The sequence below is a fragment of the Chitinophaga rhizophila genome (assembly GCF_019492185.1).
In the GTDB taxonomy this organism is placed as follows: Bacteria; Bacteroidota; Bacteroidia; order Chitinophagales; family Chitinophagaceae; genus Chitinophaga; species Chitinophaga rhizophila.
Map to the genome: position 1 here is coordinate 27,180 of NZ_JAICCF010000005.1, position 22,867 is coordinate 50,046.

Consider the following 22,867-nt stretch of genomic DNA (forward strand, 5'->3'; position numbering starts at 1 on the left):
CATCAGAAATCAAATGTCAGGATATGAAAGCAGCAGTTATTACACAGCCGGGTGCGCCGGAGGTTCTGCAATGGAAAGAGTATGCTACTCCGCAGCCAGGAAAAGAAGAAATACTTATTGAGGTGAAAGCCGCAGGTGTTAACCGTGCAGATGTGGCGCAACGCCAGGGAAAGTACCCTGCGCCGGCAGGTGTGCCTGCTGATGTGCCGGGATTGGAGGCTGCAGGTGTGGTCATCAGTTGCGGAGAAGGCGTTACTATGTGGCAACCGGGTGACAAGGTATGTGCGCTACTGGCCGGAGGTGGCTATGCAGAACAGGTAGTGGTAAAGGAAGGCCAATGCCTGCCGGTACCGGAAGGGTATAGTTTTGCCGAAGCTGCCAGTCTGCCGGAAGCCATTTTCACCGTATGGTCCAACATCTTCCAACGCGGCAGCCTGCAACCAGGTGAAACGCTGCTTGTACACGGTGGCTCCAGTGGTATTGGGGTTACTGCCATCCAGCTGGCACATGCCCTGGGAAGTAAGGTAATGGTTACTGTTGGCAGTGATGAGAAAGGAGCTGCCTGCATCGCATTGGGGGCCGACCGCTTTATCAATTACAAGCAAAGCGACTTTGAGCAGGAGTTGTCGGCTGAGAAAGTTGACGTCATCCTGGATATGGTCGGCGGGGATTATCTGCCTAAGAATCTGCGCATACTACGGGAAGAAGGACGGCTGGTCTATATCAACACCATGGGCGGTAACCGGGTGGAGATGGATCTCAGCCTCGTTATGCGTAAACGTCTCACTATCACCGGTAGTACCCTGCGGGCCAGGGAATATGCCTTTAAGAAAGCGCTGACTGCTGACATTCTGGAGCGTGTCTGGCCATTATTACAGGATGGGAAATTCAAGCCTGTTATCTACAAAACCTTCCCTTTCGCAGCAGCAGCTGCCGCACACCAGCTCATGGAAAGCAGCGAACATATCGGCAAAATTATGCTGGTGAGTGAGTCTGCTCAATAATACAGTGTATGGCCGGCAACTGACCGGCCTCCGCAATGACAATCTGATAGTCGAAGAAAGCCTTCGATATAGGTCTGACTGGCCTTATTGTTTTGTACTATCGGTTCGTCATAAGGTCATCTGAAGGGCACCTCAATATCCCCGGGATATTGAAGTGCCCTTCAGATGACCTTATGGTGATGATATGACATGAATATCTAACCGATATCTAATCAATAGATATTCAGGCAATGCAATAATTATCAGGAAGTTATGATCAGGCGGTTTTATGAGAAAAACGCATCAGCGTCAACAGATCTTCTGTAGTGCAGGCATTATTGGGTAATTGGTGCCGGATGGCTGCAGGTATAGGTCCGGTAAAGTAGATCTTCAGGTCGGGGGAAGTGGTACAGAGCTGGCTGGCGAATGTCAGGAAGTCCTGTGAGACAATAGGGTTGGTCATGCCGGTGATGATGATATCCGGACTGCAGATGCTGAAGACGCGCGGCAGGCTATCCTTGGGTACAGATTGGCCCAGGTAAACGGTGCGGAAGCCACGGGCACGCAGACCGTAGTTATAGAATAAAAGACCTATTTCGTGCAGTTCCCCTTCAGGCAGAAATAACAGTGCGGTCACAGCATTTTTGCCGGCTGGCCTGTTGAGTGTTTCTGTTGCCATGATAATCTTGTTCCGGATAAGATTGGACATGAAATGCTCTTGTGCAGGATTGATGGTACCTGCCTGCCACATAATGCCGATTCTGTGGAAAAAAGGAAAGATGTGGCGGATAATGGTGTCTTCAAACCCCGCTTTTAACACCAGGGCAGAAAATGTATTATTAAACAGGATTTCATCCATTTCAATGAGGCTGAGTAAGAGGTTCTCGTCTGTCGTTTCCTTTTTACCAAACAATGCAACGTCCGCAGCTTTTTCTGACAGCTCCTCAAGCGTCATTTCGCTGATAGTGGAAATTTTATAGCCATGCTGATTCAGCAGACTGATGTTCAGAATCTTCTTCAGCTCTTCATTGCCATAATAGCGGATATTGGTATCCGTTCTTCCGGGTTGTATGATGCCATACCTTTTTTCCCAGATCCTGAGTGTATGCGCTTTAATGCCGGACAGTCTTTCAAGATCCTTAATGGAGTACTTTTCAGATGCCATAACCACAAGTTTTACGAGCTGCAAGTTAATATTTTTCGCCAACTGATTAAACAATATGAACATAATAGGTGGCTTATTTGTTTAAGTTTTGCAGTGTTATATTGAGCGAAAGTCCGGCTTTGTTTTTGTTAGTTACCTGTTAATCAGTTCTTTTTACTGCGAATAATGCTGAGTAGTCCACCTCTTTTAGGATAATCAACGAGAATAATTTTGTTTATCTTTTTATTTAAAAAGTTAAACACTACATTTGTTTAACAATTTGTCTAAAACATGAAACAAAACACTGTCAGGTCTGCCATTGTGATAGGTGCCGGTTTTTCGGGGCTATCAGCTGCTATTAGTCTGGCTGACAAAGGCTTTGCCGTAACATTGGTAGAAAGGCATGACCAGACAGGAGGCCGGGCACGTGTGTTGAAAGAACAGGGGTTCACTTTCGACATGGGTCCCAGCTGGTATTGGATGCCAGAGGTAGCTGCAGATTTTTTCAGCAAACATGGAAGATCAATAGATAACTATTTGGACCTTGTGCGGCTGGACCCATCTTACCAGGTAATCTTCGGCAGGCAGGACACAGTAGCGTTGCCTGCCTCTTATGATAAACTTAAGCAGGTATTCGATAGTATAGAGCCAGGAGCAGGAGAGCGGCTGGACCGCTTCATGCAGGAAGCCGGATATAAGTACAGGACCGCGATGTCCACCTATGTGAATAAACCGGGGCTGCATTTCAGTGAGTTATGTAGCCGCGAGGTACTGGGCTCTTTCATGAAAATGGACATGTTGCAGTCATTCAGTGCACATGCCCGTAAGTTCTTTAAAGATGAGCGACTATTACGCATCATAGAGTTTCCGGTACTGTTCCTGGGCGCTACTGCGGATCATATTCCGGCTATGTACAGCATGATGAACTATGCTGATATAAAACTGGGTACCTGGTACCCGACAGGTGGTATGTCTATGCTGGTGAAGGCATTTACGGAACTGGCAGTGGAATCGGGTGTGAATATAATGCTAAACACTACTGTAGAGAAATTGGAAGTATCCGGCAATGAGATCACCGGCGTACGGACTGACAAGGGATTACTTACTGCGGACGTAGTTGTATCAGGAGCAGACTACCATCACACAGACCAGGAACTGCTGCCAGAGGGTAGGGGTAATTATAAAACCGCGTACTGGGATAAAAGAGTGATGGCCCCATCCTGCCTGATTTATTATATGGGTGTGAGCCGCAAAATACCCGGATTACAGCATCATAACCTTTTCTTCGAGAATGATCTGCGCGCACATGCTGCAGCTATCTATACAAAGCCTGAATGGCCTGAAAAGCCATTATTCTACCTGTGTTGCCCGTCAAAGACGGATGACAGCGTAGCTCCGCAGGGTATGGAAAATCTGTTTGTACTTATCCCGACAGCCCCCGGCCTGCAGGATACACCCGCTATCCGGCAACATTACCTGGATATGGTACTTGAAAAGACAGCGGAATATTGCGGAGATGATTTCAGAAAGGATATTGTTTACTCCCGCAGCTATGCGTGCAGTGACTTTATCGCTGATTACAGCGCATTTAAAGGGAATGCTTATGGACTGGCCAATACGCTGGGACAGACCGCTTTTCTCAAACCTTCCATCAGGCATAAAACAATCAGCAATCTATTCTTTACAGGTCAGCTTACTGTTCCCGGACCAGGAGTACCTCCTGCAATCATTTCAGGACAGGTGGTAGCCGATTATATTTCAAAACAAAAAGCCTTTATTCATGAAAGCGTTATTTGATCAAGTCAGCGCAGCCTGCAGCAAGCTGACCACGAAGGCCTATAGCACCTCCTTTTCGCTCGGTATACAATTACTGGCCAGAAGATTCCATGCACCTATCTATGGTATCTATGGGTTTGTACGGTTTGCTGATGAAATAGTGGATTCATTTCATGAGTATCCGAAAGAGCAATTGCTGAAAGACTTCAGAGAACAGACCTACCGGGCGATTCACGAAAAGATCAGCCTGAACCCTATCCTGAATAGTTTTCAGCAGGTAGTACATCAATATAATATAGAACAGGAGCTGGTGGATACATTTCTGGACAGTATGGAAATGGACCTCCACCAGCATTTTTATACCCGGAGTATTTATGAAAAGTATATCCTGGGATCCGCAGAAGTGGTAGGTTTGATGTGCCTGCGGGTATTTACGGAAGGTAATAATGAGTTATATGAAAAGCTCAAATACCCGGCGATGAAACTGGGTGCTGCTTTCCAGAAGGTGAACTTCCTGCGGGATGTGCGTACAGATAGTGAGGAGCTCGGCAGACATTACTTTCCGCAGGTCAATCTCAATAACTTTTCCTGTGCAGAGAAGTCAATGATTGAGTCAGAGATTGCGGCAGATTTTAATGAGGCGATGATCGGTATCAAAGCGTTACCTTCATCTTCCCGCAAAGGTGTTTATCTTGCTTATGCCTATTATCGCGTATTGTTTGATAAAATACGAAATCTTCCTCCGCAGAAGATCATGACAGAAAGGATACGCGTTGCCAACAGTCATAAGATCGGCATTATGTTGCAAACGATGCTGTTACAGGCCAGATGAACCTATTGCTGACCCAATAATAATTAGAAAGATGAACCTGTTTTATTATATACTTACAGGCCTGGCGGCATTTATATTTATGGAGATGGTGGCCTGGTTTACTCACAAATATGTGATGCACGGCTTATTATGGACCTTGCATAAAGATCATCACAGGAAGGATGAAGGCCAGTTTTTCGAGAAGAATGATTTCTTCTTCCTGATATTCGCCCTGCCGGGCATGCTGCTGTTCCTATTTGGCACCCTGCAGCAACAGCCTTATCTGATTGCAATAGCGAGCGGTATCACCTTATATGGCGCTACTTACTTCCTGGTGCATGATGTGTTTGTACATCAGCGTTTCCGTTGGCTGCGCTACTCTGACAACCTGTATCTCAAGGCTTTGAGAAGGGCGCATAAGATGCACCATAAGCATATTGGTAAAGAACATGGAGAGTGTTTTGGTATGCTGTTTTTTCCGGTACGTTATCTTAAAGATGCAATAGCACAAGAAAAAAAGAGATCCTGAATGCATTATACTTATCTGACTATAGATCTGGCGTCGGTCGCAGTACCTTTTATCGCTTCATTTCACCCGAAACTGAAGTTTTACAGGCAATGGGCATACCTTTGGCCTGCATTGCTGTTTCCGGGGCTGTTATTCGTATGCTGGGACTGTTTCTTTACAGCAAGAGGTGTATGGGGATTCAATCCTGATTATGTAACGGGCCTGTACCTGTTTAATCTGCCTATAGAAGAGATACTCTTCTTCATCTGTATACCATATGCCTGTCTGTTCTCCTATCATTGCTTATTTACGCTATGGCCCCGTATGAAGTTATCCCAGGGTGCTATTAACGTCATCACCTGGTTGTTATTATTAATAGCGGTAGCTGGCATGATTGCCTTCTCTGACCGTATCTACACGTTTGTAACACTGTTGCTCACCGCCGTGTTTGTATGCTGGAGTGCGGTAGTGCTGAAGAAAGACTGGATAGGACGGTTTTACATCTGCTACGGCCTGATGTTGTTGCCATTCCTGGTAGTAAATGGTTTGCTGACTGGTTCCTGGATTGACAATCCGGTGGTGTGGTACAATCCTATGGAAATTGCAGGTCCGCGACTGATGACTATACCACTAGAGGATATTGCTTATGGCCTGCTGATGATAGGGGTGGAAGTGGCGATGTATGAATACCTGCTGGGAAATTCACAGGAAGTAAAGGCTACATCGTCCCTTCAAACGCATACTTAGCCATACTCCAGAACTGATCCAGCGCAATGATGCGCGGTTTAAAAAAGGAAATAATAGTAGGCCAGTCCTCTGACCGTAATACATTCACATTATCCAGTTGTTTGCTGATGACGCTAACGGTCCTGCCATATTCATCAGTAGTGCCTGGTTGCCATTGCCAGTCATCTTCTTCCAGCGTAGTAGCAAGCATGGTTTTATGTGACCGGAACAGGTCGTAGTAGGCTGTCTGCTGTGTTATATCTGTATTGGATATAACAATTGAAATACCTGCCTGATTGTTACCTGCATCCATTTTGAAGCTGATGCCGGGAATACCGGTTTTGTAGTTAGACCAGCTGATGATCTCACCATCCGCTGAAAGTATCGGCTTCATATATTTACCGAATGTTGTCCAGAATGCCTGCTTAAGTTTTGAAACTTCCTGTTTGGAATACATGTATCTCTGTTGCTGTTTCTTGCAATAAAAGTAGCTAATTCTATGGTATGCCTTCGTACTCTTTTTGTGAAATCAGTCGGGGAATCATTTACTTTGTTGCCGGCAGCTAATACTGCAAGGCGATTTATGAATCAGGAAATATCAGCAACAGGAAAGGAGCGGAATCAGCATCAGGACGACAGTATTCTGTTTGGGAGTCCGGAGCAACAGTTACATCTGCAGCATGCACTAGAAGACTTGCACTTCCTGCTGAGCAGGGATTATCCATTTAAAGCCTCACTGGCACTTGTAGGTAACAGGTATGACCTGATAAAACGGCAGCAGTTTGCACTGCAGGGAATGGCATGTTCGGCGCAGCAGCTTCAGGCCAGGAAGTGTAAAGAAGCAACGCCTGCTGATCTGCAGGGTAAAGAGATATTGCTGGATGCATTCAATGTGCTGATACTGCTGGAAACAGCATTGTCTGGCGGATACATCTTTAAAGGCCTGGATGGTTGCTATAGAGATATCTCATCTGTACACGGGGCATACCGTAAAGTTGCGCAGACAGAGGAAGCATTAGTACTGGCAGGAGAGATGCTGGGAAGGCTGGGAGCAGGAAAAGTAACCTGGGTATTCGATGCGCCGGTATCTAATAGCGGAAAGATGAAGGGGCTTTGTTATGAGATAGCAGCACAGCACCGCTTCAACTGGGATGCTGTATTGGAAAACTCGCCTGACAAGTACCTGATCGGTAGCCGCTTTCTAGTATGCACTTCAGATGCGTGGATACTGGATGAATGTACCGCGTGGTTTAATCTAGGAGCTTACATTGTACAGCATATGTTACAGGACAAAGCGCTGCACATCGTTTCTGCAGTAGGATAGTATTACCTGAGGAAAGGAGAAAGTTCGATATTTTCCCTTTGCTGCAACCATTGATCAGGTATAGCCGGGATGCCGGCAGATAAGACCACTACACTACCGGTGATAGCGGCAATAGTATCTCTGTCACCCAGTCCGGATACGGCCGTCCAGATGGCAGTTTCATAATCGTACAGGTGATAGGCAATACACCACAAGGCGAAAGGTACTGTATCCTGTGCGGTAAGCCTGGAGCCATTGCCCAGAATGAAAGTTACAGTTCTGATATCGTAGTGGGGAGGTAATGTAGCTGCTTTTCTGATCTTATGTTTTACGTCACTATCCGGCGTGTACGCGGTGATATGTTCAAAGAATGCAGCAGGCGTTAGTATCTTGCCCATTTTGTTGAAGCGTACGCAGATACCCGCAGCCAATGCTATAGCGATAGCGCCTGCAATTGCTTCCTGGTTGAAGTGTGTGATCTCTGCAGACAGTATGGCCTGCTCGATCAGCTTTGTTTCATTCTCATGAAAAAAAGCGCCTATTAGTCCTGCACGCATGGCCGCGCCATTGCCCATTGAGCCCATGCCATCAAATACCTGCTTGCTGACGTCTTTCCAGCGGTGTCCTGCAGCAATATCTTTCAGGATGGAGTGAGCGGTGCCGCCATAGCCCCGGTAATCATCCAGTAGGTAATTAGCTGCAAATTCCTTTGCAAGAGCGTCCTGGTTGATCTCACCATATGTAGCCAGGATCTTGTAGATGCCGATGCTCATTACGGTATCATCAGTGAAAGGCCATATACCTTCCTGCAGTTTCCTGCGGGCGAGTCTTTCGAGTATGATGTCTTCTTTTCCGAAGAAAGTTTCTCCAAATGCGTCGCCAACGGATAATCCGGTCAGGGATGTCTTTGCTAAATGGAGTTGCGGTGTGCTGTTCATTTTCAGATTCGTGTCAGTTGCAGGAACGGCAAAATGGTATAGGGAGCCGTTTCAGGCCGTAAAAGTAATAATAAAGATTGCCTGATTCCTAATTTCTGTTTTAAAATGTATTTTTGCATTAATCCTATACAATCATGAAAATCATTTACTTGTCCGTTCCTGCTATTATCCTGCTGGATATTTACCTCTGGACATGGATTTCGGGTTTGCTAACCGCACCAAGTGACCTTACAGTATTCGCAGGTATTCTCAGCATTTTTGTAATCGTTATACTACACTACGCATTTTTTAAGTTATTTAAATCTAAATTTTAAGTATGAACAATCGACTAAGACCGCTGATACTGATGGTCATTGTAGTTGTTATTATCCCTGTATTCTGTATGTTTTGCTGCACAAGAATTGATGCCGGACACGAAGGTATCCGCGTGAAGCAATATGGGACCGATAAGGGGGTGCAGGATATTTCACTGGTAACGGGAAGGGTATGGTATAATCCGCTGACCGAGTCGGTGTACGAGTTTCCTATTTTCGTACAGACGGCTGATTATAATCCCTTTACGGTGAATGCAAAAGACGGATCAGTATTTACCGTAGATCCTACGATCACTTTCCGTGTATTACCGGGTAAAAGTCCGGAGATCTTCAAGAAGTACCGTAAAGGTATCGACGAGATCACAAGAACGACGCTGTACAACTATGTAAGAGACGCGTTCCGTATTCAGTTCAATAAATATACTACTGATAGTATGATCAGCAGCAGGGAGGGGTTTGAGAATGCGGTGCAGCGCCAGCTGTCTGAGGCTATGAAGAAAGAAGGCTTTGACCTGGAACAGCTGACCAGCGGTATTGAATATCCGCAGACGATCACCCAGGCGATTGATGCAAAGAACAGGGCGGTACAGCAGGCGATGCAGGTAGAAAACGAGTTACGTGTGACAGAAGCAAACGCTAAGAAACTGATTATTCAGGCAGAGGCAGAATCAAGGGCAAATCAGCTGCGCCAACAATCTTTGACACCATTGCTCATCCAACAGCAGTTCATCGAAAAATGGGACGGAAAAACGCCTTTATATGGCAGTTCTCCTACCTTCTTCAAGAACGTGCAGTAAAAGGGCGCAATTACTGCTTTAATTTAATAAGAAACGGGGTATACCAGGGGTGGTATACCCCGTTTCTTATTGGGGAATATGGGCAAGCGCTGATGCTTGTTTATTATTTCAGTATAAGCCGCTTTAACTCAGGGTGTTTAGTAGAATAAATCAGCCTGATTTGCTGGCCTTTGCCTGTAGCGGCAAATTCTTCCGGCGATACATACATTTCTTCCCGTATTATTTCGCCATTCTTTCTGTAATAGGCGAGGAATAATTTGTATGACGCACCACTTTTAGCATTATGATGAGAGTAGACATCCAATACTGTAGCAGGAACAATCTCTCCATATTCCTTTAATTCAGCATCTTCAAGTGCACTGTAACGGACGTAAAACCATGCGGCCATCAGGACAGATAGCGGTATACTGATAAAACGCAACTTTGGCAAGAGCTGTGTCAGGCAGATGAAGCAGAGCAGGCTGCCGGTAATTGCGGTCAAGACGCGTATGTGCAGGTATATATCTGCAGGCATCAGGATGTAGAACGTTACGAATATGAGTAGGAATGCCAGGCCCCAGTAAACTTTTGGTTTCATAAACAGCGGGATAGAGATGTTGGTATAGGTTTGCTGACCCTGTTACAATATTATTGATAAGCTGACGGGTATCAACGACTTGTACCAGATGAAGGACAAATTTACATAATTAGGCTGTGAGTACCTGTTATCAGCCGCTGTTTAAATTATTATTTTATTTACTATTTTAATGTATTTTACACAAAAGCCTCCCTGAAAGCCTTTGTAGTAGCACGTTTTGGCTTAATTGGTGAGAATGAGACAGTTAGCCGCAGAGACATATCTATACCTGGAAGAACGTCCCTATAATGATAAACCGAATACCGCTATTTTTATTGCTACCCTCGTCGCTATTATTCCTTCATGGCCAGTCTTTTGCGCAATCCGCAGATAGAGAAGACAGTCTGCGCACTGAATCTGTACACCCGATAGATGCAGGAGATCTTCCCGCCAGTTATGGATATGCCTTTCATCAGCTTGTATATGATGCCTCAGATAATTCAGGTGAAATGCCTGCTGCAGGAGATACCATCAGGGAAGCCCGTTTATACCTTGGAAGTATACCCGGGGATGCTGATACATTAGGCGCTACTGATGATAACCACTATGGCCATGATGAGGATGCAATTACTTCATTCCCTGATTATAATGGCAACGGAACCTATATACTGACGGTTCCGCTGCATAATATAACGGACAGTCTTGCCTTTCTTACCGGATGGTTTGACTACAACCGTAATGGCGTTTTTGACCTGACAGAATCAGCTACTACTATCGTGCAGCCGGGAGATACTTCCGCCTTGTTGAACTGGACATCGCTACCGCCAGGGTTTATCACAGGCAGTGTATCGCAATATGCATTCCGTTTCCGCCTTACTACTGACCGGCAGGTAACGAGACGTCCGGCAGGAGCTGCACCCGACGGAGAAGTGGAAGACTACCTGGTAAGTCTACATGCACCTTGTGCAGCGAATATTAATACGCTGGCTAATATGGTAGTATGTGCCGGCAGACCAGCACAGTTGAATGCCAGCGGGGGAGTGTCATATCAATGGTCGCCTGCCGTGGGACTCTCAGCAGATAGTATCGCTAATCCGGTAGCAACGCCGGCAGTCACAACAACATATACAGTAAACGGAGTGGATGCTAATGGTTGCCCTGGTACGGCTAGCCTGACCATTCACGTGAACCCTGCACCTGTATTTAATAAAAGAAGCGATACCGCCATTTGTTCGGGTAACTCGCTGCAGTTATATGCTATAGCAGATATACCGGTTACTTATCATTGGTCGCCCGATAGTTCACTTAGCAATAGTATAATTGATAATCCTGTTGCTACGCCTGGTGTTAGTACCTCCTATACAGCCACCGCGACAACCAGGTACGGTTGCAGCAGTAAGGCGGTGATTAATGTGCAGGTACACCCATCTCCGGAATTTACAGTCATTCCGGATATGCCAGTAGTATGCCTGGGACAGACGGTAGACGTGCTTGCAAAGGGCGGCGATGTGGCAGAATGGTATACCGATACAGATTCATTGATCACTACTAAGGCGCTGATTACACTTGCACCTGTACGTGACTCAGTATTTAAAGTATATATGGCGCATCACAGATGTGCAGTGTCAGATACAATCCTGGTGCCTGTGAAGGTGCATGAATTGCCCGTAACAGGCATATCCAAGTCAAGCGATATAGACTGTGCACATCCCGAAGTAATGCTGGCAGCAACAGGAGGTAAATATTATAACTGGCAACCTGCCATAGCTATATCTGATAATCTGGTCGCTAATCCTGTAGTATCGCCACTGAAAACCGCCACCTATGAAGTAACAGTAATGGATGAAAATGGCTGTACACAGGTGGAGGCAGTCACTGTGAATGTGGATGTCGCACTGGCATTTACGCGTTATCCTATACCAACTGCATTTACACCCAATGGCGATGGCCGTAATGATTGCTTTGGACTAAAGTACTGGGGGCAGACTAATACCTTTGAGTTCAGTATATTCAATAGAACGGGCAATATGATATTCAGCACGCGGTATCCCGGGGATTGCTGGGACGGAACATTTAAAGGTATGGAGCAACCAGCAGGAATGTATATCTATATGATAAAGGCAAAGACCATCTGTGGCGACGTATTACGTAAAGGTACAGTGATGCTGGCCCGTTAAATAATAAGAGGTTATCTCCTGGTGGAGATAACCTCTTACTATATATAGTGGTGCTTCGTTTATTGCTGAAAGCCTAGTCTTGCGGCGGATTCGCTTTCTTTGAAGTCTGCCGTTCTGAAAGGATTACCTGCTGCATTAAATATATAATCCAGTGTATTGATGCCGGTATCAGGCGTGAAGAGCAGGTATAGATATTTCATTGTTGTGGCGAAGAAGGATACCGGCATTTTGTTCTGCTGTTGTTTGCTTCTTACGTCCATGATACCTGTAAATGCAGCGCCGGTTTTGCAATACTTTGACAGATCATTGTAATACTGTTTGCCCATTTCCAGGTAAGTAGTGTCTTTGGTATAATCGTACATATACCAGGCAGATTCGATGATCTCCGCATTGAGTTCATAGGAAGCTGCGGTGATGTGCTGTCTGCGAAAATCATAGATCATTGGCAACATACCATATTGCGTCCAGAGCTGGTGCCAGGTATGCTGTACTTTGGCAGCCTGTTCTGCATCATTGTCCAGGCATAACAGCGCCGGCAGGTAAGCATCGTAGGCGGTGATGGTGGTATTCTTTACTTCACCGGAGTACATATCTGTACGGCGGTACCAGACAGTATTGCCATTTTCTTCTGCGTCATAGCGATTGATGGCGGTGATTGTTTTTTCCCACATATCCTTTAACTCCGGGTCTTTGAATAGTAGCCATGTTTTCAGTATACTTTCGTAATAAGTACTGCTGCCAGCTCCTATACAACTGATTGTTTCTACCCATTCACCGGTTTCATTGTTGATGATATTGCCAGTAAGGTTCAGGGCAGAACGTCTGCCATATACAGCTTCCAATGCTTTCCTGGCAGCCTGGTAATATTTAGGGTCTTTAGTGTAGTAGCTCAGGATACCCATTTCGAGAGTATATGCGGCTGCTTCGGCTGTATTAACCTTGTCTCCTTTCACTTTACCTGTTTTCAGGTTGACCCAGTAATAAGGGATCCCTGTAGGCGATCTGAATGCCGGTAAAAGGCGGTTTCCAAAGTCCCTGGCACGTTCAAGAATTTTGCCGTTGCGGGTAGTGGAATACATGTAGAGCAGTCCACCCAGTACACGATTATTTACATCAGCTGTTTTGACATAAACATCTATATTAAAATTGCAGCTGTCTGTAACAAACTTTTCTATATCTCTGGCTTGTTTCTGTAATCCCATGACCTTCATGGAACTGTATGCATCAATCTGTGAGATACGTATAGGTTGCTCGTACCAGTCGGTATATGACTTTGTTTCCGGCAGTAGTACGTCATGTCCCCATGCATACCGCTTGTAGGTATCCCAGGTCCTGACAAAGTCCTGTTTTACACTATTGGACAGGTCTGCATACTGGGCTTTCATAGGTAGGTAGCTGATCATGGCTGCGGCAGCCATAATACATATTCTCATAGGGTGGTGAATTATAGGATGCTAAAGTAATAAACCATTCATACTATTTCGCTAACAAATGTATTTATTTTGATATAATAGTGTGTGCTATGCACGAATGTGGCTTGTGTTATGGTGATTATCATCGGTATAGGTGCCGAAGTAGCCTATAGGAACTGCTTTGATGAAGAGTATCTTAAATTAAGGGTAAGTTTTCTGTTGATGGTGGGCAGAAGTGTAGGGAGGTGGAATCTGCTACTGAATAATAAGTGAATCTTTCTTAATTATAATAATTGTGCAGCGATATGTCTCCATCTGAGCAAATTCTTACCCGCGGTAGTAAAGATGTTTTAAGGCCGGTACTAAAGTGACCTAAGAAGCACCACGTCACCTTCATAAAGATGCAAGATATCCTAAAGGCGGTGAATATTCAGGCAGATGGGTCTGCTGACTGCAATGAGGCCGTAATGTTGAGTAAGAATGGTAGCTTATTGGGAGCGATAGGTATGATAATCATTAACAGTTTTTCAATGGCGCAGATATTGTTGACTGTAATCCGCATGGCAGTGATCATCTTGGGAAAACCGAACGGTGACGCTGCTACGTGGTACTTCGTAAGCTCTTAAGATTAAAAGAGTTACCTTTATAAGTACAGATCTTTTATTAACCCTATAGAAAGTTGCGTATGATAAGCATGACGAGAAAAAACATCAGAATAAGTCCTGATTTCAAAAGAGTCATTCCTCGCTTTTTCAATTCCGGCAATGACCGGTCGCTACAGCTCATCCATAAGGTTGTAGATATGCCGGAAGGTGAAGTCAGTGAAGTCCTGGAGGGCGTATTGAAAGAATTTTCGTGCAGGTATAAGGATATTCATGAAGTGTTTGAGAGCCATTATTCAAGGATCAGTCATTTGGTACCACCAGGTATTATTGTATCCCGAAACAGGCAACATCTCTTAGGTGCATATTTTACTATGGAATATTCGCTTGAGGCAGCCGCTTTATTCAATCCGTCAGTGGTGGAAGCGCCCGATCAGTCAGGAGTGGAACCTGGTCATAAGCGGGTAGTAGTTAGTTTCAGGGCTACGGGTGAAAGTCATATATCTTCTATTGTTTTCCGCGAAGGGGTGCTGGATCCTGAGTGTAATATTACTCTGGATGAACCAGCTACATTCCTGCGGGAGGGCAAACTTGCAGGGGAGAAGCGGAACGACAAAGATCATTTTGCCCGTCAGCTGTCACAACTGCGTTTGCCCGAAGATCTGCATGTAGGTATACTACATCAGCTTACCGACGAATTTACTTATTCCGAGATAGACATTATTCTACGTAACTCGCTCAGAAACAGTGTAAAAGATCCTACAGATCAGCAGGCGCTGAAGCAGCACGTACTAGAGCTGGTTGATGCCAGTTATGAACTACATTTTCCTGATCATACCAGATTAGGCGAAAGAGTGATATTTCCGGTGACATACACGGAAAAGAATGGGGTGGAAGATGCACGTTTTGTGAAGTTTCTGGATGAGGAAGGTTCCTGTACTTACTACGCTACCTATACCGCATATGATGGTTCGTTCATTGTACCTAAACTGATCAAGACGTGTGATTTTAAACACTTCGAGGTACATCCTTTGTACGGCAAGGGAGCGGTTAATAAGAACCTTGCCTTATTCCCTAAAAAGATCAATGGAAAATACGCTATGCTCTCCAGAATTGATGGCGTAAATAACTATATCATGTTTTCTGAAGATCTGTATGACTGGGAAGAGCCTCAGTTGTTACAAAAACCAAAGTATCCGTGGGAATTTGTGCAGATAGGTAATGCAGGTTCTCCACTGGAAACAGAGAAGGGCTGGCTGATAATTTCACATGGCGTTGGGCCTATGCGTAAATATTGCCTTGGCGCTTCACTGTTTGACCTGGAAGATCCTACAAAAGAACTTGGGCGTCTGCAATATCCCCTGTTAATGCCGAAAGAGGACGAGCGGGATGGATATGTGCCGAATGTAGTCTATTCCTGTGGTGCTATGATCCACGAAGGACAGGTATTCATTCCATATGCCGTGTCAGACTATGCCTCCTCTTTTGCCAGCATTCCGCTGAACAAATTGCTGAAGGCATTGCTCAAGTAGCTTTATTAGTGTGCAAGTATTCGCTTGTACACCTCTATATAATGTGATACCATTTTTCCCTGGCTAAATCTGGCCAGGGAATGCTCCCGGCAGTCATTTCTGTCAATGTTAATTGCTTTTCCTACAGCAGTTACAGCCTCCTCAGTAGTATTCACCAGGAACCCGGTTTTACCTTCCACTATCAGTTCTGGCATAGATCCTCTGTTAAAGGCGATAACAGGAGTTCCACACATCATCGCCTCTGCTATACTTAAACCGAATGGCTCATTGAATAGTACAGGGTGCAGTAGGGCAGTAGCGCGTCCGAGAATATTGTTCCTATCCTCCGGACCTACATTACCTTTATACACAACTTTGTCATCGTCTATGAAAGGTGCAACCTTCTCCCGGAAGTAGCCTTCATCCTGTATAAGACCGCAGATGACCAGCCGCCTGCCGGCAGCGGCAGCGATCTCAATAGCCAGGTGAGTGCCCTTCTCAGGATGTATTCTACCGAAGCTAAGCAGGTATTCATCTGGCGAAGGCGTGAAAGAAAACAAGGTATCATCCAGGCCGTTGTATACCGTATCAATGTATGTCAGTGAAGGATGTCGATCACTGTTGCTGATAGAAACATAATGTGTTGTTTCATCATATTTTTTGTATACCGGTATGATGTCGGGAGAGGAGAACCCATGGATGGTAGTGACCATCGGGGTTGATATAACCCTTGACCACGTAAGCGGCAGGAAGTCAAAGTGATTATGAATGAGATCAAAATCCCCGGCACGTTCCATCAGTGAGGATATGTGGAGACACTCCCATACCTTAAAATCACCTGGGTCATCGCCCAGAGGACGTTCTCTGATGGCAGACAGCTCAGCTTTAGTAATGGAGTCGCCGGAGGCGAAAAGTGTAACATCCAGGCCTTGTTGAACGAGTCCTTCCGTAAGTACAGAGGTAACCTGCTCCCAGGGGCCATATTGCCGGGGAGGAGTACGCCATATAATTGGCGACAGAACAGCTATTTTCATCTATTGATTTAACGTTTGGGCGACAGCAAAATAGGAAATCCAGAAGGCAATAGTACTTTCAGCCCCCTGATTTTCGTTGACACGGTCAGGCTGCAGGCCGTCGGCACAGCCGCCGGTTATTTCATCATACAGTGGTAAACCAAGGGCATTGCTCCCCAGGAACCATTGCCAGGATTGCATTAATCTGTCGAGGTGATGTTTATCTCCCGTCACCTGGTAAGCCTGCTGATAAAACAAAACCATAGCCATCGCATCCAGTGGTTGCTGATCAAAGAGAGCTGTGTCGCCACCTTTACTTGCCCAGCCGTCATTTCCCACTGGGTACAGAATATCGTCATGGAATACCTTGGTCTCTAAGAAGTGAATAGCTTCGAGTGCGGTTTGGAGATAGCTATCATTTCGGGTGATTTCGTAAGCATGTACCAGCGCAAGCGGGAGAATACCATTATCATATGTAAGTACTTCTTCAAACCAGCACCAGCTGTCTTCGCTATACCTATGATACTCAGCAATGAGCTTATCTGCCAGCAGGTTTATCAGTTCAAGTTGTTGCGAGTTATTGTCTTGAGACTTGGCAAAGACACAAAGTCCGACCAGGCTATTGGCAATACCCCGTAGAGATACAAGGTTGTCCATATGAGGAGCAGCTTTCAAGAAGATGTCTTCAGCCGTTTTCATCATCTGGGGCGCGGGACCAAATGCTACAAGGTATCCAAGCGCCATGATTGTACGTCCGTAGGCATCTTCCGAGCTGCCATCAAATATTATCTGTTTATCATACCGCATGAAGTTATGGAAATAACCGTCGTCTGTCTGCATATAATGAACGAAACTCAGGTAGACGGACATCAACTTCAGCGCCTCGGGGTATCTGCCCTGATGCCAGGCAAGGGCAGTTAGCATAAGAGCTCTGGAGTTGTCATCGGTACAATAACCTTCTTTCCTGTTAGGCATTGTGCGCAATGCATGTTGTATCATGCCTGTGCTGTCTGTCAGATTCAGGAGATGTTCCGGATTAAAAGAAGGTAACACCGGCAGATCCGGTATGTGTACATTATTGGTTAACGTAATTACTGGCTGTAAATGCGAATCCATGCTATGTTTTTTGGTGAACAATACGCAACGCGTTTACAATGCTGCTATGTTATCGTATGTAGGTAGTTGTTTTTTCATCAATTCATAAAACAGCATCGCATGTTTGCGGGCAACTGTACCCCACATCGTGTTCCTGGTTTTCATAAATGCCTTTTTGCCCATCTCACGTCTGATAGACTCGTTATGTAACAGGTAGATGGCATTTTCTGCTAAGGCCTCTTCGTCGCCAGATTCAATAATGATTCCGGTATCTTCATCCAGCATTTCTTCAGCTAATACGAAAGCATTTGAAATGATAGGACACCCTGCGCTCATGGCGTACATAAATGTACCACTCATAGCCTGGTTACGATCCCGTGAAGTGAAAAGATAAATATCTGTCAGAGAGAGGTAGTTCAGCAATTGATAAGTTGGAATGAACTCGTTGACAAGTTTTACATGATTAGTAAGATTATTTTCACGAATCAGTTTTTCCAGACTTTCCCTATATGTTTCGCCCTCAGTTGCAACTAAGTTGGGGTGGGTATTCCCCAATATGACGTACATCGCTTCGGGACACTCCGCAGCAATTTTCACCATTGCTTTGATACCAGTCTCAATACCTTTATTCGGACTGAGCAGGCCAAACGTAGTCAGAATTTTACGGTTTTGCAGGTTGAGCCTGTTGCGTAGTTCTGCTCGGTTAGCCGCTGGTGTAAAGTGTGTACCATGAGGAATAATCAGCAATTTCTCTGGCGTAATGTTGTAATCATCCATTAGCAGACGTCTGGAATGCTGCGTCATAATGATCACTTTATCTGCCAGCAGACAGATGCTTCTTACCAGTTTCAGGCGCTCTACGTCAGGGTCAGGCAACACAGTATGAAAACGGATAATGAATGGTTTTGTCAATAAAGACAGGAAAGCAAGCACGTATTCACCCATATTCCCACCAAATAACCCAAATTCATGTTCAATGCAGACCATTTTTATGGCTGGGTTTTGATTAATGGCCTCAGCGCCTGCAATGCAAGAGTTCAGTCTGCATCCGTCCATGACCATGGTGACCGGAGCTGCATATTGATCCGTATTGACCCGCTTGTCCAACGCACATATACTGACGTCAAACTCATGCTTCATAAGGTGCGTGAGTTCGGTAGTCAAATCTTCCGCAAAGGTGGCAATGCCGCATTTACGGGGGGAATATGTACTCACAAAGAGTATCTCCGGCTTCATGTCAAATGTATCCATGTGTAAATTTTTAAACGTGGTATCAGAAAAAAACTCAGAACAGAACTAACAAGGGTCAGGGGTAAATAGGGAATCAGGGTGGTTTTTTAGTGTTGCTATGTGATCTGCATTTTAGGATTACAAAAAGTGAACCAGTCAGATTTAGCACCGTTTCTGATATTTTTATTATTTTCCTATGTAAAAACTCACCCTATGTCGAAACAATCAAGACGACAATTTCTATTTTCAGCCGGTAAAACAGCTGCCGTAACCGGTATAGCGACCATGACAGGAGGAGTAGCAATGGCTGCTGCGCCTGCTCAGAAAGTATTTGTACATCATGTGTATTTCTGGTTAAATAATCCGGATAGCCAGGAAGACCAAGCAAAGTTGATTGCGGGATTGCAGAAATTGGCTAAAAGCGCCAAAACCATCCAGCAGCATCATATCGGAGTGCCTTCAACTACAAACAGGGATGTAATTGATCGATCCTACCAGGTATCCTGGCTGCTGTTTTTCAAGAATAAGGCAGAACAGGATATATATCAGACAGATCCAGCTCACCTGAAATTCATCGAAGAATGTTCTTCAGTATGGAAGAAAGTGATTGTATACGATTCTGAAGATATTTGATGATACTTTGTATATTTGGTTGAACAGAACAGCTCCGTCTTGGACGGGCCTGTTCCTCAGCCAGGATCTACCCTACAGCCGTAATATAGAACCAACCAATGCCAGCCTTGATCTTATTTGTTAAAGCAACTGATTATGCTGAAAAGAATCATAGGACTGCTATTTCCCCCTTGCCCGCCGGCACCGCATGCCTTCCTGAAGGCCACCGGGAGCAAGATTATAGTGGATGTACAGGACTGTACCATTATCACGTCTAGCTTTTATGAAGAATCTGCCGGTAATGACGGCCTGGAAGTCCATATACTCGACGGACTAGTCAGTTACAGGACCGGTGATTTCCAGGAAAGAGAGATCTGTTATTTATCCTGCGTATATCAAACTGCACAGCATACACACATGGAGATGTTAAGCCCTTATATCTATAAAGACCGCATGACGGTCAATTTCCTGCTTGAAAGGCATAAGCAGATATCTATTTACCTCAATCCGGTCGATTGCAGGGAATACTATTTTGACCTTGAGTTTATGAATGTTTAACTTACTACCTTCTTATACTAAAAAAGCGAATGGTCCTGCTGAACCACTCGCTTTCTAGTATTATGGATAATCTCTTATATGTTTACTGCATACCGTCCATCATACCCTGATTGCCTGCTCCAGAGCTCTTACGTTTGAACAAGGAAGCATCTACCTTACCAAAGCGGTAAGCTATATTCAACCTGATCATCTGTGGGTTTCTCAGACGCTCATAGTTCTGAATGAAGTACTCACTGTAGGAATACTGACTGGTTTTACGAGAGCGGAAGATGTCGCTTACACCTAATGTAGCTGACAGGGCTTTTGTTTTCAGGAAGCTTTTCTTTAATGCCAGGTCTATACCATAGAAAGAACGGATATAACCCTGTGCGGCGCTTTGAGCTTCCATACCTGGAGGGCCACCGCCAAAACCGGTATTAGTATTAATAGGGAGGTTGGTTTTAGACTGATAGGTTCCAGTCAGCTGCAGTTCAAATGCCTTTGGCAGCTTGAAATTACTGTTGATCTTACCAAACACACTCCATAAAGCATCCTGCTCAGCGGCCTTATTACTGCCTGCATTGATCTTTGAATTGTACATGTTGATGTTGGTAGACATATCCCACCATTTAGTGAAGTAGTTCTGAACAGTAATCTCAGCACCAGTAGTGTAGCTGCTGTTAGCATTGATATATGTATTGATCAGCGCAGTTTTGCCGGAAACAGGATCAGTCTGACGGTCTATAAAGCTGGTAATGGTGTTACCCGTATGCTTGTAGTAAACAGATCCGAGGAAGGTATGATTGCCTTTGAATGTTTTAAGGTAAGACAACTCTAATGACTGTGTAAATTCAGGTACCAGAGCCGGGTTACCTTTTGTAATATTCAGCCTGTCGGTAGAGTCAGCAAAAGGAATCAGCTGGAAGAAGTTCGGACGATTGATACGGCGGGTTGCGCTTACCTGTACTTCCTGGTCATGCTTTAGTTTCTGACTCAGGAAGATGGTTGGGAACAAGCTAACCGGGTAGTTATTACCGAATTTCTGGCCTGTCTGGATCAGCTCACCTGTGTATTCAGAACTTTCAGCACGCAGACCCAGTTTATAGCTGAAATTCTTGATACTGCTACTGAAAGTAGCGTAAGCAGCATATACGCTTTCATTGTTTTTGTAATTGCTGGTATTGCCGGAGGTCAGATCGTAGCTGTCGCTGGCTTCATTGAACAGGTAGTTATAGTTATTATTGTCAATGCGGCGGAAGTTAGCGCGAAGGCCGGCTTCCAATTTACTTTTGGCCCCTAGTGGCTTCACATAATCTGTCTGAATAGTAATATTGCGCATTTTACCATCACCATTGATCCTTTCTCTCTGATTAGCGGTAACTGCACCACCTTTGATATTGTAAAAGTCAGTTACATAGTCAGAGCGGCTATCGCTACTGCCTCCAAAGTAGTTGGCATCAATGGTCAGTTCCTCTCCCTCATGTGGGAACAGGTGTTTCATACCGAGTACAAGGCCATTACCATTGAAAGTACGTTCACCCTCGGTTGTTCTGCGGCTGAATGCTGTTGAAGGAGTGCCGGCATATAATGTATCGGTATTGATATCCAGTATGCTGGATGGTTTAAAAGATCCGTGGACCTTAATACCGGAGATGGATAACGTCGTACGGTTCGTCATGAAATAGTCCAGTCCTAAACGGCCGAACATGAAACCACCCTTGGTTTTGGAGGTGTTTTCCTGCAGGGTATTGATATTAGGATCTGATACAATATCACGTCTGTCGGTGAAACCGGTTGTACGGTCACGCATCTGGTTGATCATACCGCTGGCAGTAATATTCAGTTTACCCTGACGTACGTTGAAGTCAGCGCCACCATTAAAACCGCCTCTTTTGTCAACACCTGCGCGAAGATTACCATTATAACCAGTCTTACGGTTCTTTTTAAGGACTATGTTTACAATACCTGCTGCACCACCTGAAGCATCATATTTTGCACTTGGGGCAGTCATTACTTCTACGCTTTCAATCGCATCAGCTGGGATCTGGTCCAGCGTAAGTGTAGTAGGACGGCCGTCTATCAGCAATTGGGGTGCTGCATTACGCATGGTCATCTTACCATCAATATCAATATTTACAGAAGGGACGTTTTTCATTACATCCTGCGCAGTTCCACCTGCACTGGAAATATTCTGCTCTACGTTAAATATCTTTTTATCCATATCCACTTTCATCAGTGGTTTGGTAGCAGTTACAGTTACACCCTGCAGCTGGCTTATATCGCTGGTCAGCCTGATATTGCCAAGATCCTTATCGAAGGAGGGCATTGTACCCGGAGCTGGTTTCTTTGTCATAAAAGAAACAGTCTGCGTGTACTGCTTGAAGCCTGTAGCAGATATCTTCAGTACTAAAGGACCCATAATAGGCAGGTCTTCCAGATTAAATTCACCATTATTCTGTGTCATGGCTCCTTTTACCAAGATATCTTTCCTGGTATTGGTAGCGGAATCAACTTTGTTCTGAAAGACAATTACAGAAGTGTAGGGCATTGGTTTGCCCTCGTTATCGAGCACTTTACCATAGATGCGGCCTATGCTGGGTGCTTTACCGCCTGGCATTACACCTGGCATACCACCAGGTCTTTGTTGTGCGGATACGTAAATGGATAAGGTCAACATGGCAAACAGCCAGAAAATTCTTTGCATAAGTATTCTTCTTATAAACACAAAACTAATAGCGTAATTCCATTATACATAGCAAATGAGACAATGATCGGAAATAACGCGACAAAAAACAGGAAAAAAGGTATTTGTAATGCTACAT

The 22,867-nt window shown here is 44.9% G+C and carries 22 protein-coding genes; 13 read left to right on the forward strand and 9 right to left on the reverse strand.

All coding sequences use genetic code 11. The annotated features are described in order from the left end of the window. Positions 1-23: 23 nt before the first annotated feature. Positions 24-1,004, forward strand: a complete 981-nt coding sequence (locus K1Y79_RS24425; protein ID WP_220252836.1) for an NAD(P)H-quinone oxidoreductase — start codon at positions 24-26, stop codon at positions 1,002-1,004. Between the two features lie 256 nt (positions 1,005-1,260). Here the strand turns inward: K1Y79_RS24425 and K1Y79_RS24430 are convergent, their stop codons facing one another. Continuing rightward, positions 1,261-2,148: a MerR family transcriptional regulator gene (locus K1Y79_RS24430; RefSeq protein ID WP_220252837.1), complete on the reverse strand. Its 888-nt coding sequence runs from the start codon at positions 2,146-2,148 to the stop codon at positions 1,261-1,263. Positions 2,149-2,418: 270 nt separating this feature from the next. Between K1Y79_RS24430 and K1Y79_RS24435 the strand changes: the two genes are divergently transcribed. Genes K1Y79_RS24435 through K1Y79_RS24450 form a run of 4 tightly spaced genes read left to right on the forward strand, consistent with a single transcriptional unit; the run spans position 2,419 to position 5,969 of the window. Continuing rightward, positions 2,419-3,924 (forward strand): phytoene desaturase family protein, encoded by a 1,506-nt coding sequence (locus K1Y79_RS24435; protein WP_220252838.1) that lies wholly within the window; start codon positions 2,419-2,421, stop codon positions 3,922-3,924. Further along, a complete protein-coding gene (locus tag K1Y79_RS24440; RefSeq protein WP_220252839.1) occupies positions 3,908-4,735 on the forward strand; it encodes a phytoene/squalene synthase family protein in 828 nt (275 codons plus the stop codon). Before K1Y79_RS24435 ends, K1Y79_RS24440 begins: the two co-directional genes overlap by 17 nt. Positions 4,736-4,766: 31 nt before the next feature. Beyond that, positions 4,767-5,243: a sterol desaturase family protein gene (locus K1Y79_RS24445; protein ID WP_220252840.1), complete on the forward strand. Its 477-nt coding sequence runs from the start codon at positions 4,767-4,769 to the stop codon at positions 5,241-5,243. Beyond that, a complete protein-coding gene (locus K1Y79_RS24450) occupies positions 5,244-5,969 on the forward strand; it encodes a lycopene cyclase domain-containing protein (protein ID WP_220252841.1) in 726 nt (241 codons plus the stop codon). Here the strand turns inward: K1Y79_RS24450 and K1Y79_RS24455 are convergent. Further along, entirely contained in the window at positions 5,941-6,405 is a 465-nt protein-coding gene (locus K1Y79_RS24455) for a DUF4268 domain-containing protein (RefSeq protein ID WP_220252842.1), read from the reverse strand. The two genes, K1Y79_RS24450 and K1Y79_RS24455, sit on opposite strands and share 29 nt — an antisense overlap. Before the next feature lie 126 nt (positions 6,406-6,531). On the opposite strand from K1Y79_RS24455, the gene K1Y79_RS24460 reads away from it, so the two are divergent. Continuing rightward, positions 6,532-7,272 carry a DUF434 domain-containing protein gene (locus K1Y79_RS24460; protein WP_220252843.1) on the forward strand — a complete coding sequence of 247 codons (741 nt, stop codon included), beginning with the start codon at positions 6,532-6,534 and terminating at the stop codon, positions 7,270-7,272. Positions 7,273-7,274: 2 nt separating this feature from the next. Here the strand turns inward: K1Y79_RS24460 and K1Y79_RS24465 are convergent, their stop codons facing one another. Continuing rightward, complete coding sequence (locus K1Y79_RS24465) at positions 7,275-8,189, reverse strand: ADP-ribosylglycohydrolase family protein (protein WP_220252844.1); 915 nt, start codon at positions 8,187-8,189, stop codon at positions 7,275-7,277. Positions 8,190-8,323: 134 nt separating this feature from the next. Here K1Y79_RS24465 and K1Y79_RS24470 point away from each other — a divergent pair, with 134 nt between their 5' ends. Together K1Y79_RS24470 and K1Y79_RS24475 are read left to right on the forward strand one after the other, a co-directional pair. Further along, positions 8,324-8,503 (forward strand): hypothetical protein, encoded by a 180-nt coding sequence (locus tag K1Y79_RS24470; RefSeq protein ID WP_220252845.1) that lies wholly within the window; start codon positions 8,324-8,326, stop codon positions 8,501-8,503. Positions 8,504-8,505: 2 nt separating this feature from the next. Continuing rightward, positions 8,506-9,300: a prohibitin family protein gene (locus tag K1Y79_RS24475; RefSeq protein ID WP_220252846.1), complete on the forward strand. Its 795-nt coding sequence runs from the start codon at positions 8,506-8,508 to the stop codon at positions 9,298-9,300. Between the two features lie 103 nt (positions 9,301-9,403). Here K1Y79_RS24475 and K1Y79_RS24480 read toward each other — a convergent pair whose 3' ends face one another. Further along, positions 9,404-9,877: a hypothetical protein gene (locus K1Y79_RS24480; RefSeq protein ID WP_220252847.1), complete on the reverse strand. Its 474-nt coding sequence runs from the start codon at positions 9,875-9,877 to the stop codon at positions 9,404-9,406. Between the two features lie 287 nt (positions 9,878-10,164). On the opposite strand from K1Y79_RS24480, the gene K1Y79_RS24485 reads away from it, so the two are divergent. After that, complete coding sequence (locus K1Y79_RS24485; RefSeq protein WP_220252848.1) at positions 10,165-12,033, forward strand: gliding motility-associated C-terminal domain-containing protein; 1,869 nt, start codon at positions 10,165-10,167, stop codon at positions 12,031-12,033. 59 nt (positions 12,034-12,092) lie between these two features. On the opposite strand, the gene K1Y79_RS24490 is transcribed toward K1Y79_RS24485, so the two are convergent. Next, on the reverse strand, positions 12,093-13,466 hold the full coding sequence (locus K1Y79_RS24490; RefSeq protein WP_220252849.1) for a glycoside hydrolase family 47 protein: 1,374 nt from the start codon (positions 13,464-13,466) through the stop codon (positions 12,093-12,095). A 380-nt stretch (positions 13,467-13,846) separates the two neighbouring features. Here K1Y79_RS24490 and K1Y79_RS24495 point away from each other — a divergent pair, with 380 nt between their 5' ends. Beyond that, a complete protein-coding gene (locus K1Y79_RS24495; RefSeq protein ID WP_220252850.1) occupies positions 13,847-14,071 on the forward strand; it encodes a hypothetical protein in 225 nt (74 codons plus the stop codon). A 68-nt stretch (positions 14,072-14,139) separates the two neighbouring features. Further along, entirely contained in the window at positions 14,140-15,579 is a 1,440-nt protein-coding gene (locus tag K1Y79_RS24500; RefSeq protein ID WP_220252851.1) for a glycoside hydrolase family 130 protein, read from the forward strand. Positions 15,580-15,584: 5 nt separating this feature from the next. On the opposite strand, the gene K1Y79_RS24505 is transcribed toward K1Y79_RS24500, so the two are convergent. From K1Y79_RS24505 to K1Y79_RS24515, 3 genes are read right to left on the reverse strand one after another with little or no spacing between them, the layout of a single operon-like run. Further along, positions 15,585-16,592 (reverse strand): glycosyltransferase family 4 protein, encoded by a 1,008-nt coding sequence (locus K1Y79_RS24505; protein ID WP_220252852.1) that lies wholly within the window; start codon positions 16,590-16,592, stop codon positions 15,585-15,587. Continuing rightward, positions 16,593-17,687, reverse strand: coding sequence for a glycosyltransferase (locus K1Y79_RS24510; protein WP_220252853.1), 1,095 nt, complete (start codon positions 17,685-17,687; stop codon positions 16,593-16,595). 33 nt (positions 17,688-17,720) lie between these two features. Beyond that, positions 17,721-18,917, reverse strand: a complete 1,197-nt coding sequence (locus K1Y79_RS24515; RefSeq protein WP_220252854.1) for a glycosyltransferase — start codon at positions 18,915-18,917, stop codon at positions 17,721-17,723. A 192-nt stretch (positions 18,918-19,109) separates the two neighbouring features. On the opposite strand from K1Y79_RS24515, the gene K1Y79_RS24520 reads away from it, so the two are divergent. Together K1Y79_RS24520 and K1Y79_RS24525 are read left to right on the forward strand one after the other, a co-directional pair. Continuing rightward, the gene (locus K1Y79_RS24520) at positions 19,110-19,529 is read left to right on the forward strand and encodes a Dabb family protein (RefSeq protein ID WP_220252855.1); all 420 of its coding nucleotides are present in this window, start codon (positions 19,110-19,112) and stop codon (positions 19,527-19,529) included. A 135-nt stretch (positions 19,530-19,664) separates the two neighbouring features. Further along, positions 19,665-20,066, forward strand: coding sequence for a hypothetical protein (locus K1Y79_RS24525; protein WP_220252856.1), 402 nt, complete (start codon positions 19,665-19,667; stop codon positions 20,064-20,066). 82 nt (positions 20,067-20,148) lie between these two features. Here the strand turns inward: K1Y79_RS24525 and K1Y79_RS24530 are convergent, their stop codons facing one another. Next, complete coding sequence (locus K1Y79_RS24530) at positions 20,149-22,749, reverse strand: TonB-dependent receptor (protein ID WP_220252857.1); 2,601 nt, start codon at positions 22,747-22,749, stop codon at positions 20,149-20,151. Between the last annotated feature and the right edge of the window lie 118 nt (positions 22,750-22,867).

Bases quoted from the DNA above. Each gene is read 5' to 3' on its own strand.
- K1Y79_RS24425 (WP_220252836.1), top strand. From the start codon at position 24: ATGAAAGCAGCAGTTATTACACAGCCGGGTGCGCCGGAGGTTCTGCAA.
- K1Y79_RS24430 (WP_220252837.1), bottom strand. From the start codon at position 2,148: ATGGCATCTGAAAAGTACTCCATTAAGGATCTTGAAAGACTGTCCGGC.
- K1Y79_RS24435 (WP_220252838.1), top strand. From the start codon at position 2,419: ATGAAACAAAACACTGTCAGGTCTGCCATTGTGATAGGTGCCGGTTTT.
- K1Y79_RS24440 (WP_220252839.1), top strand. From the start codon at position 3,908: ATGAAAGCGTTATTTGATCAAGTCAGCGCAGCCTGCAGCAAGCTGACC.
- K1Y79_RS24445 (WP_220252840.1), top strand. From the start codon at position 4,767: ATGAACCTGTTTTATTATATACTTACAGGCCTGGCGGCATTTATATTT.
- K1Y79_RS24450 (WP_220252841.1), top strand. From the start codon at position 5,244: ATGCATTATACTTATCTGACTATAGATCTGGCGTCGGTCGCAGTACCT.
- K1Y79_RS24455 (WP_220252842.1), bottom strand. From the start codon at position 6,405: ATGTATTCCAAACAGGAAGTTTCAAAACTTAAGCAGGCATTCTGGACA.
- K1Y79_RS24460 (WP_220252843.1), top strand. From the start codon at position 6,532: ATGAATCAGGAAATATCAGCAACAGGAAAGGAGCGGAATCAGCATCAG.
- K1Y79_RS24465 (WP_220252844.1), bottom strand. From the start codon at position 8,189: ATGAACAGCACACCGCAACTCCATTTAGCAAAGACATCCCTGACCGGA.
- K1Y79_RS24470 (WP_220252845.1), top strand. From the start codon at position 8,324: ATGAAAATCATTTACTTGTCCGTTCCTGCTATTATCCTGCTGGATATT.
- K1Y79_RS24475 (WP_220252846.1), top strand. From the start codon at position 8,506: ATGAACAATCGACTAAGACCGCTGATACTGATGGTCATTGTAGTTGTT.
- K1Y79_RS24480 (WP_220252847.1), bottom strand. From the start codon at position 9,877: ATGAAACCAAAAGTTTACTGGGGCCTGGCATTCCTACTCATATTCGTA.
- K1Y79_RS24485 (WP_220252848.1), top strand. From the start codon at position 10,165: ATGATAAACCGAATACCGCTATTTTTATTGCTACCCTCGTCGCTATTA.
- K1Y79_RS24490 (WP_220252849.1), bottom strand. From the start codon at position 13,466: ATGAGAATATGTATTATGGCTGCCGCAGCCATGATCAGCTACCTACCT.
- K1Y79_RS24495 (WP_220252850.1), top strand. From the start codon at position 13,847: ATGCAAGATATCCTAAAGGCGGTGAATATTCAGGCAGATGGGTCTGCT.
- K1Y79_RS24500 (WP_220252851.1), top strand. From the start codon at position 14,140: ATGACGAGAAAAAACATCAGAATAAGTCCTGATTTCAAAAGAGTCATT.
- K1Y79_RS24505 (WP_220252852.1), bottom strand. From the start codon at position 16,592: ATGAAAATAGCTGTTCTGTCGCCAATTATATGGCGTACTCCTCCCCGG.
- K1Y79_RS24510 (WP_220252853.1), bottom strand. From the start codon at position 17,687: ATGGATTCGCATTTACAGCCAGTAATTACGTTAACCAATAATGTACAC.
- K1Y79_RS24515 (WP_220252854.1), bottom strand. From the start codon at position 18,917: ATGGATACATTTGACATGAAGCCGGAGATACTCTTTGTGAGTACATAT.
- K1Y79_RS24520 (WP_220252855.1), top strand. From the start codon at position 19,110: ATGTCGAAACAATCAAGACGACAATTTCTATTTTCAGCCGGTAAAACA.
- K1Y79_RS24525 (WP_220252856.1), top strand. From the start codon at position 19,665: ATGCTGAAAAGAATCATAGGACTGCTATTTCCCCCTTGCCCGCCGGCA.
- K1Y79_RS24530 (WP_220252857.1), bottom strand. From the start codon at position 22,749: ATGCAAAGAATTTTCTGGCTGTTTGCCATGTTGACCTTATCCATTTAC.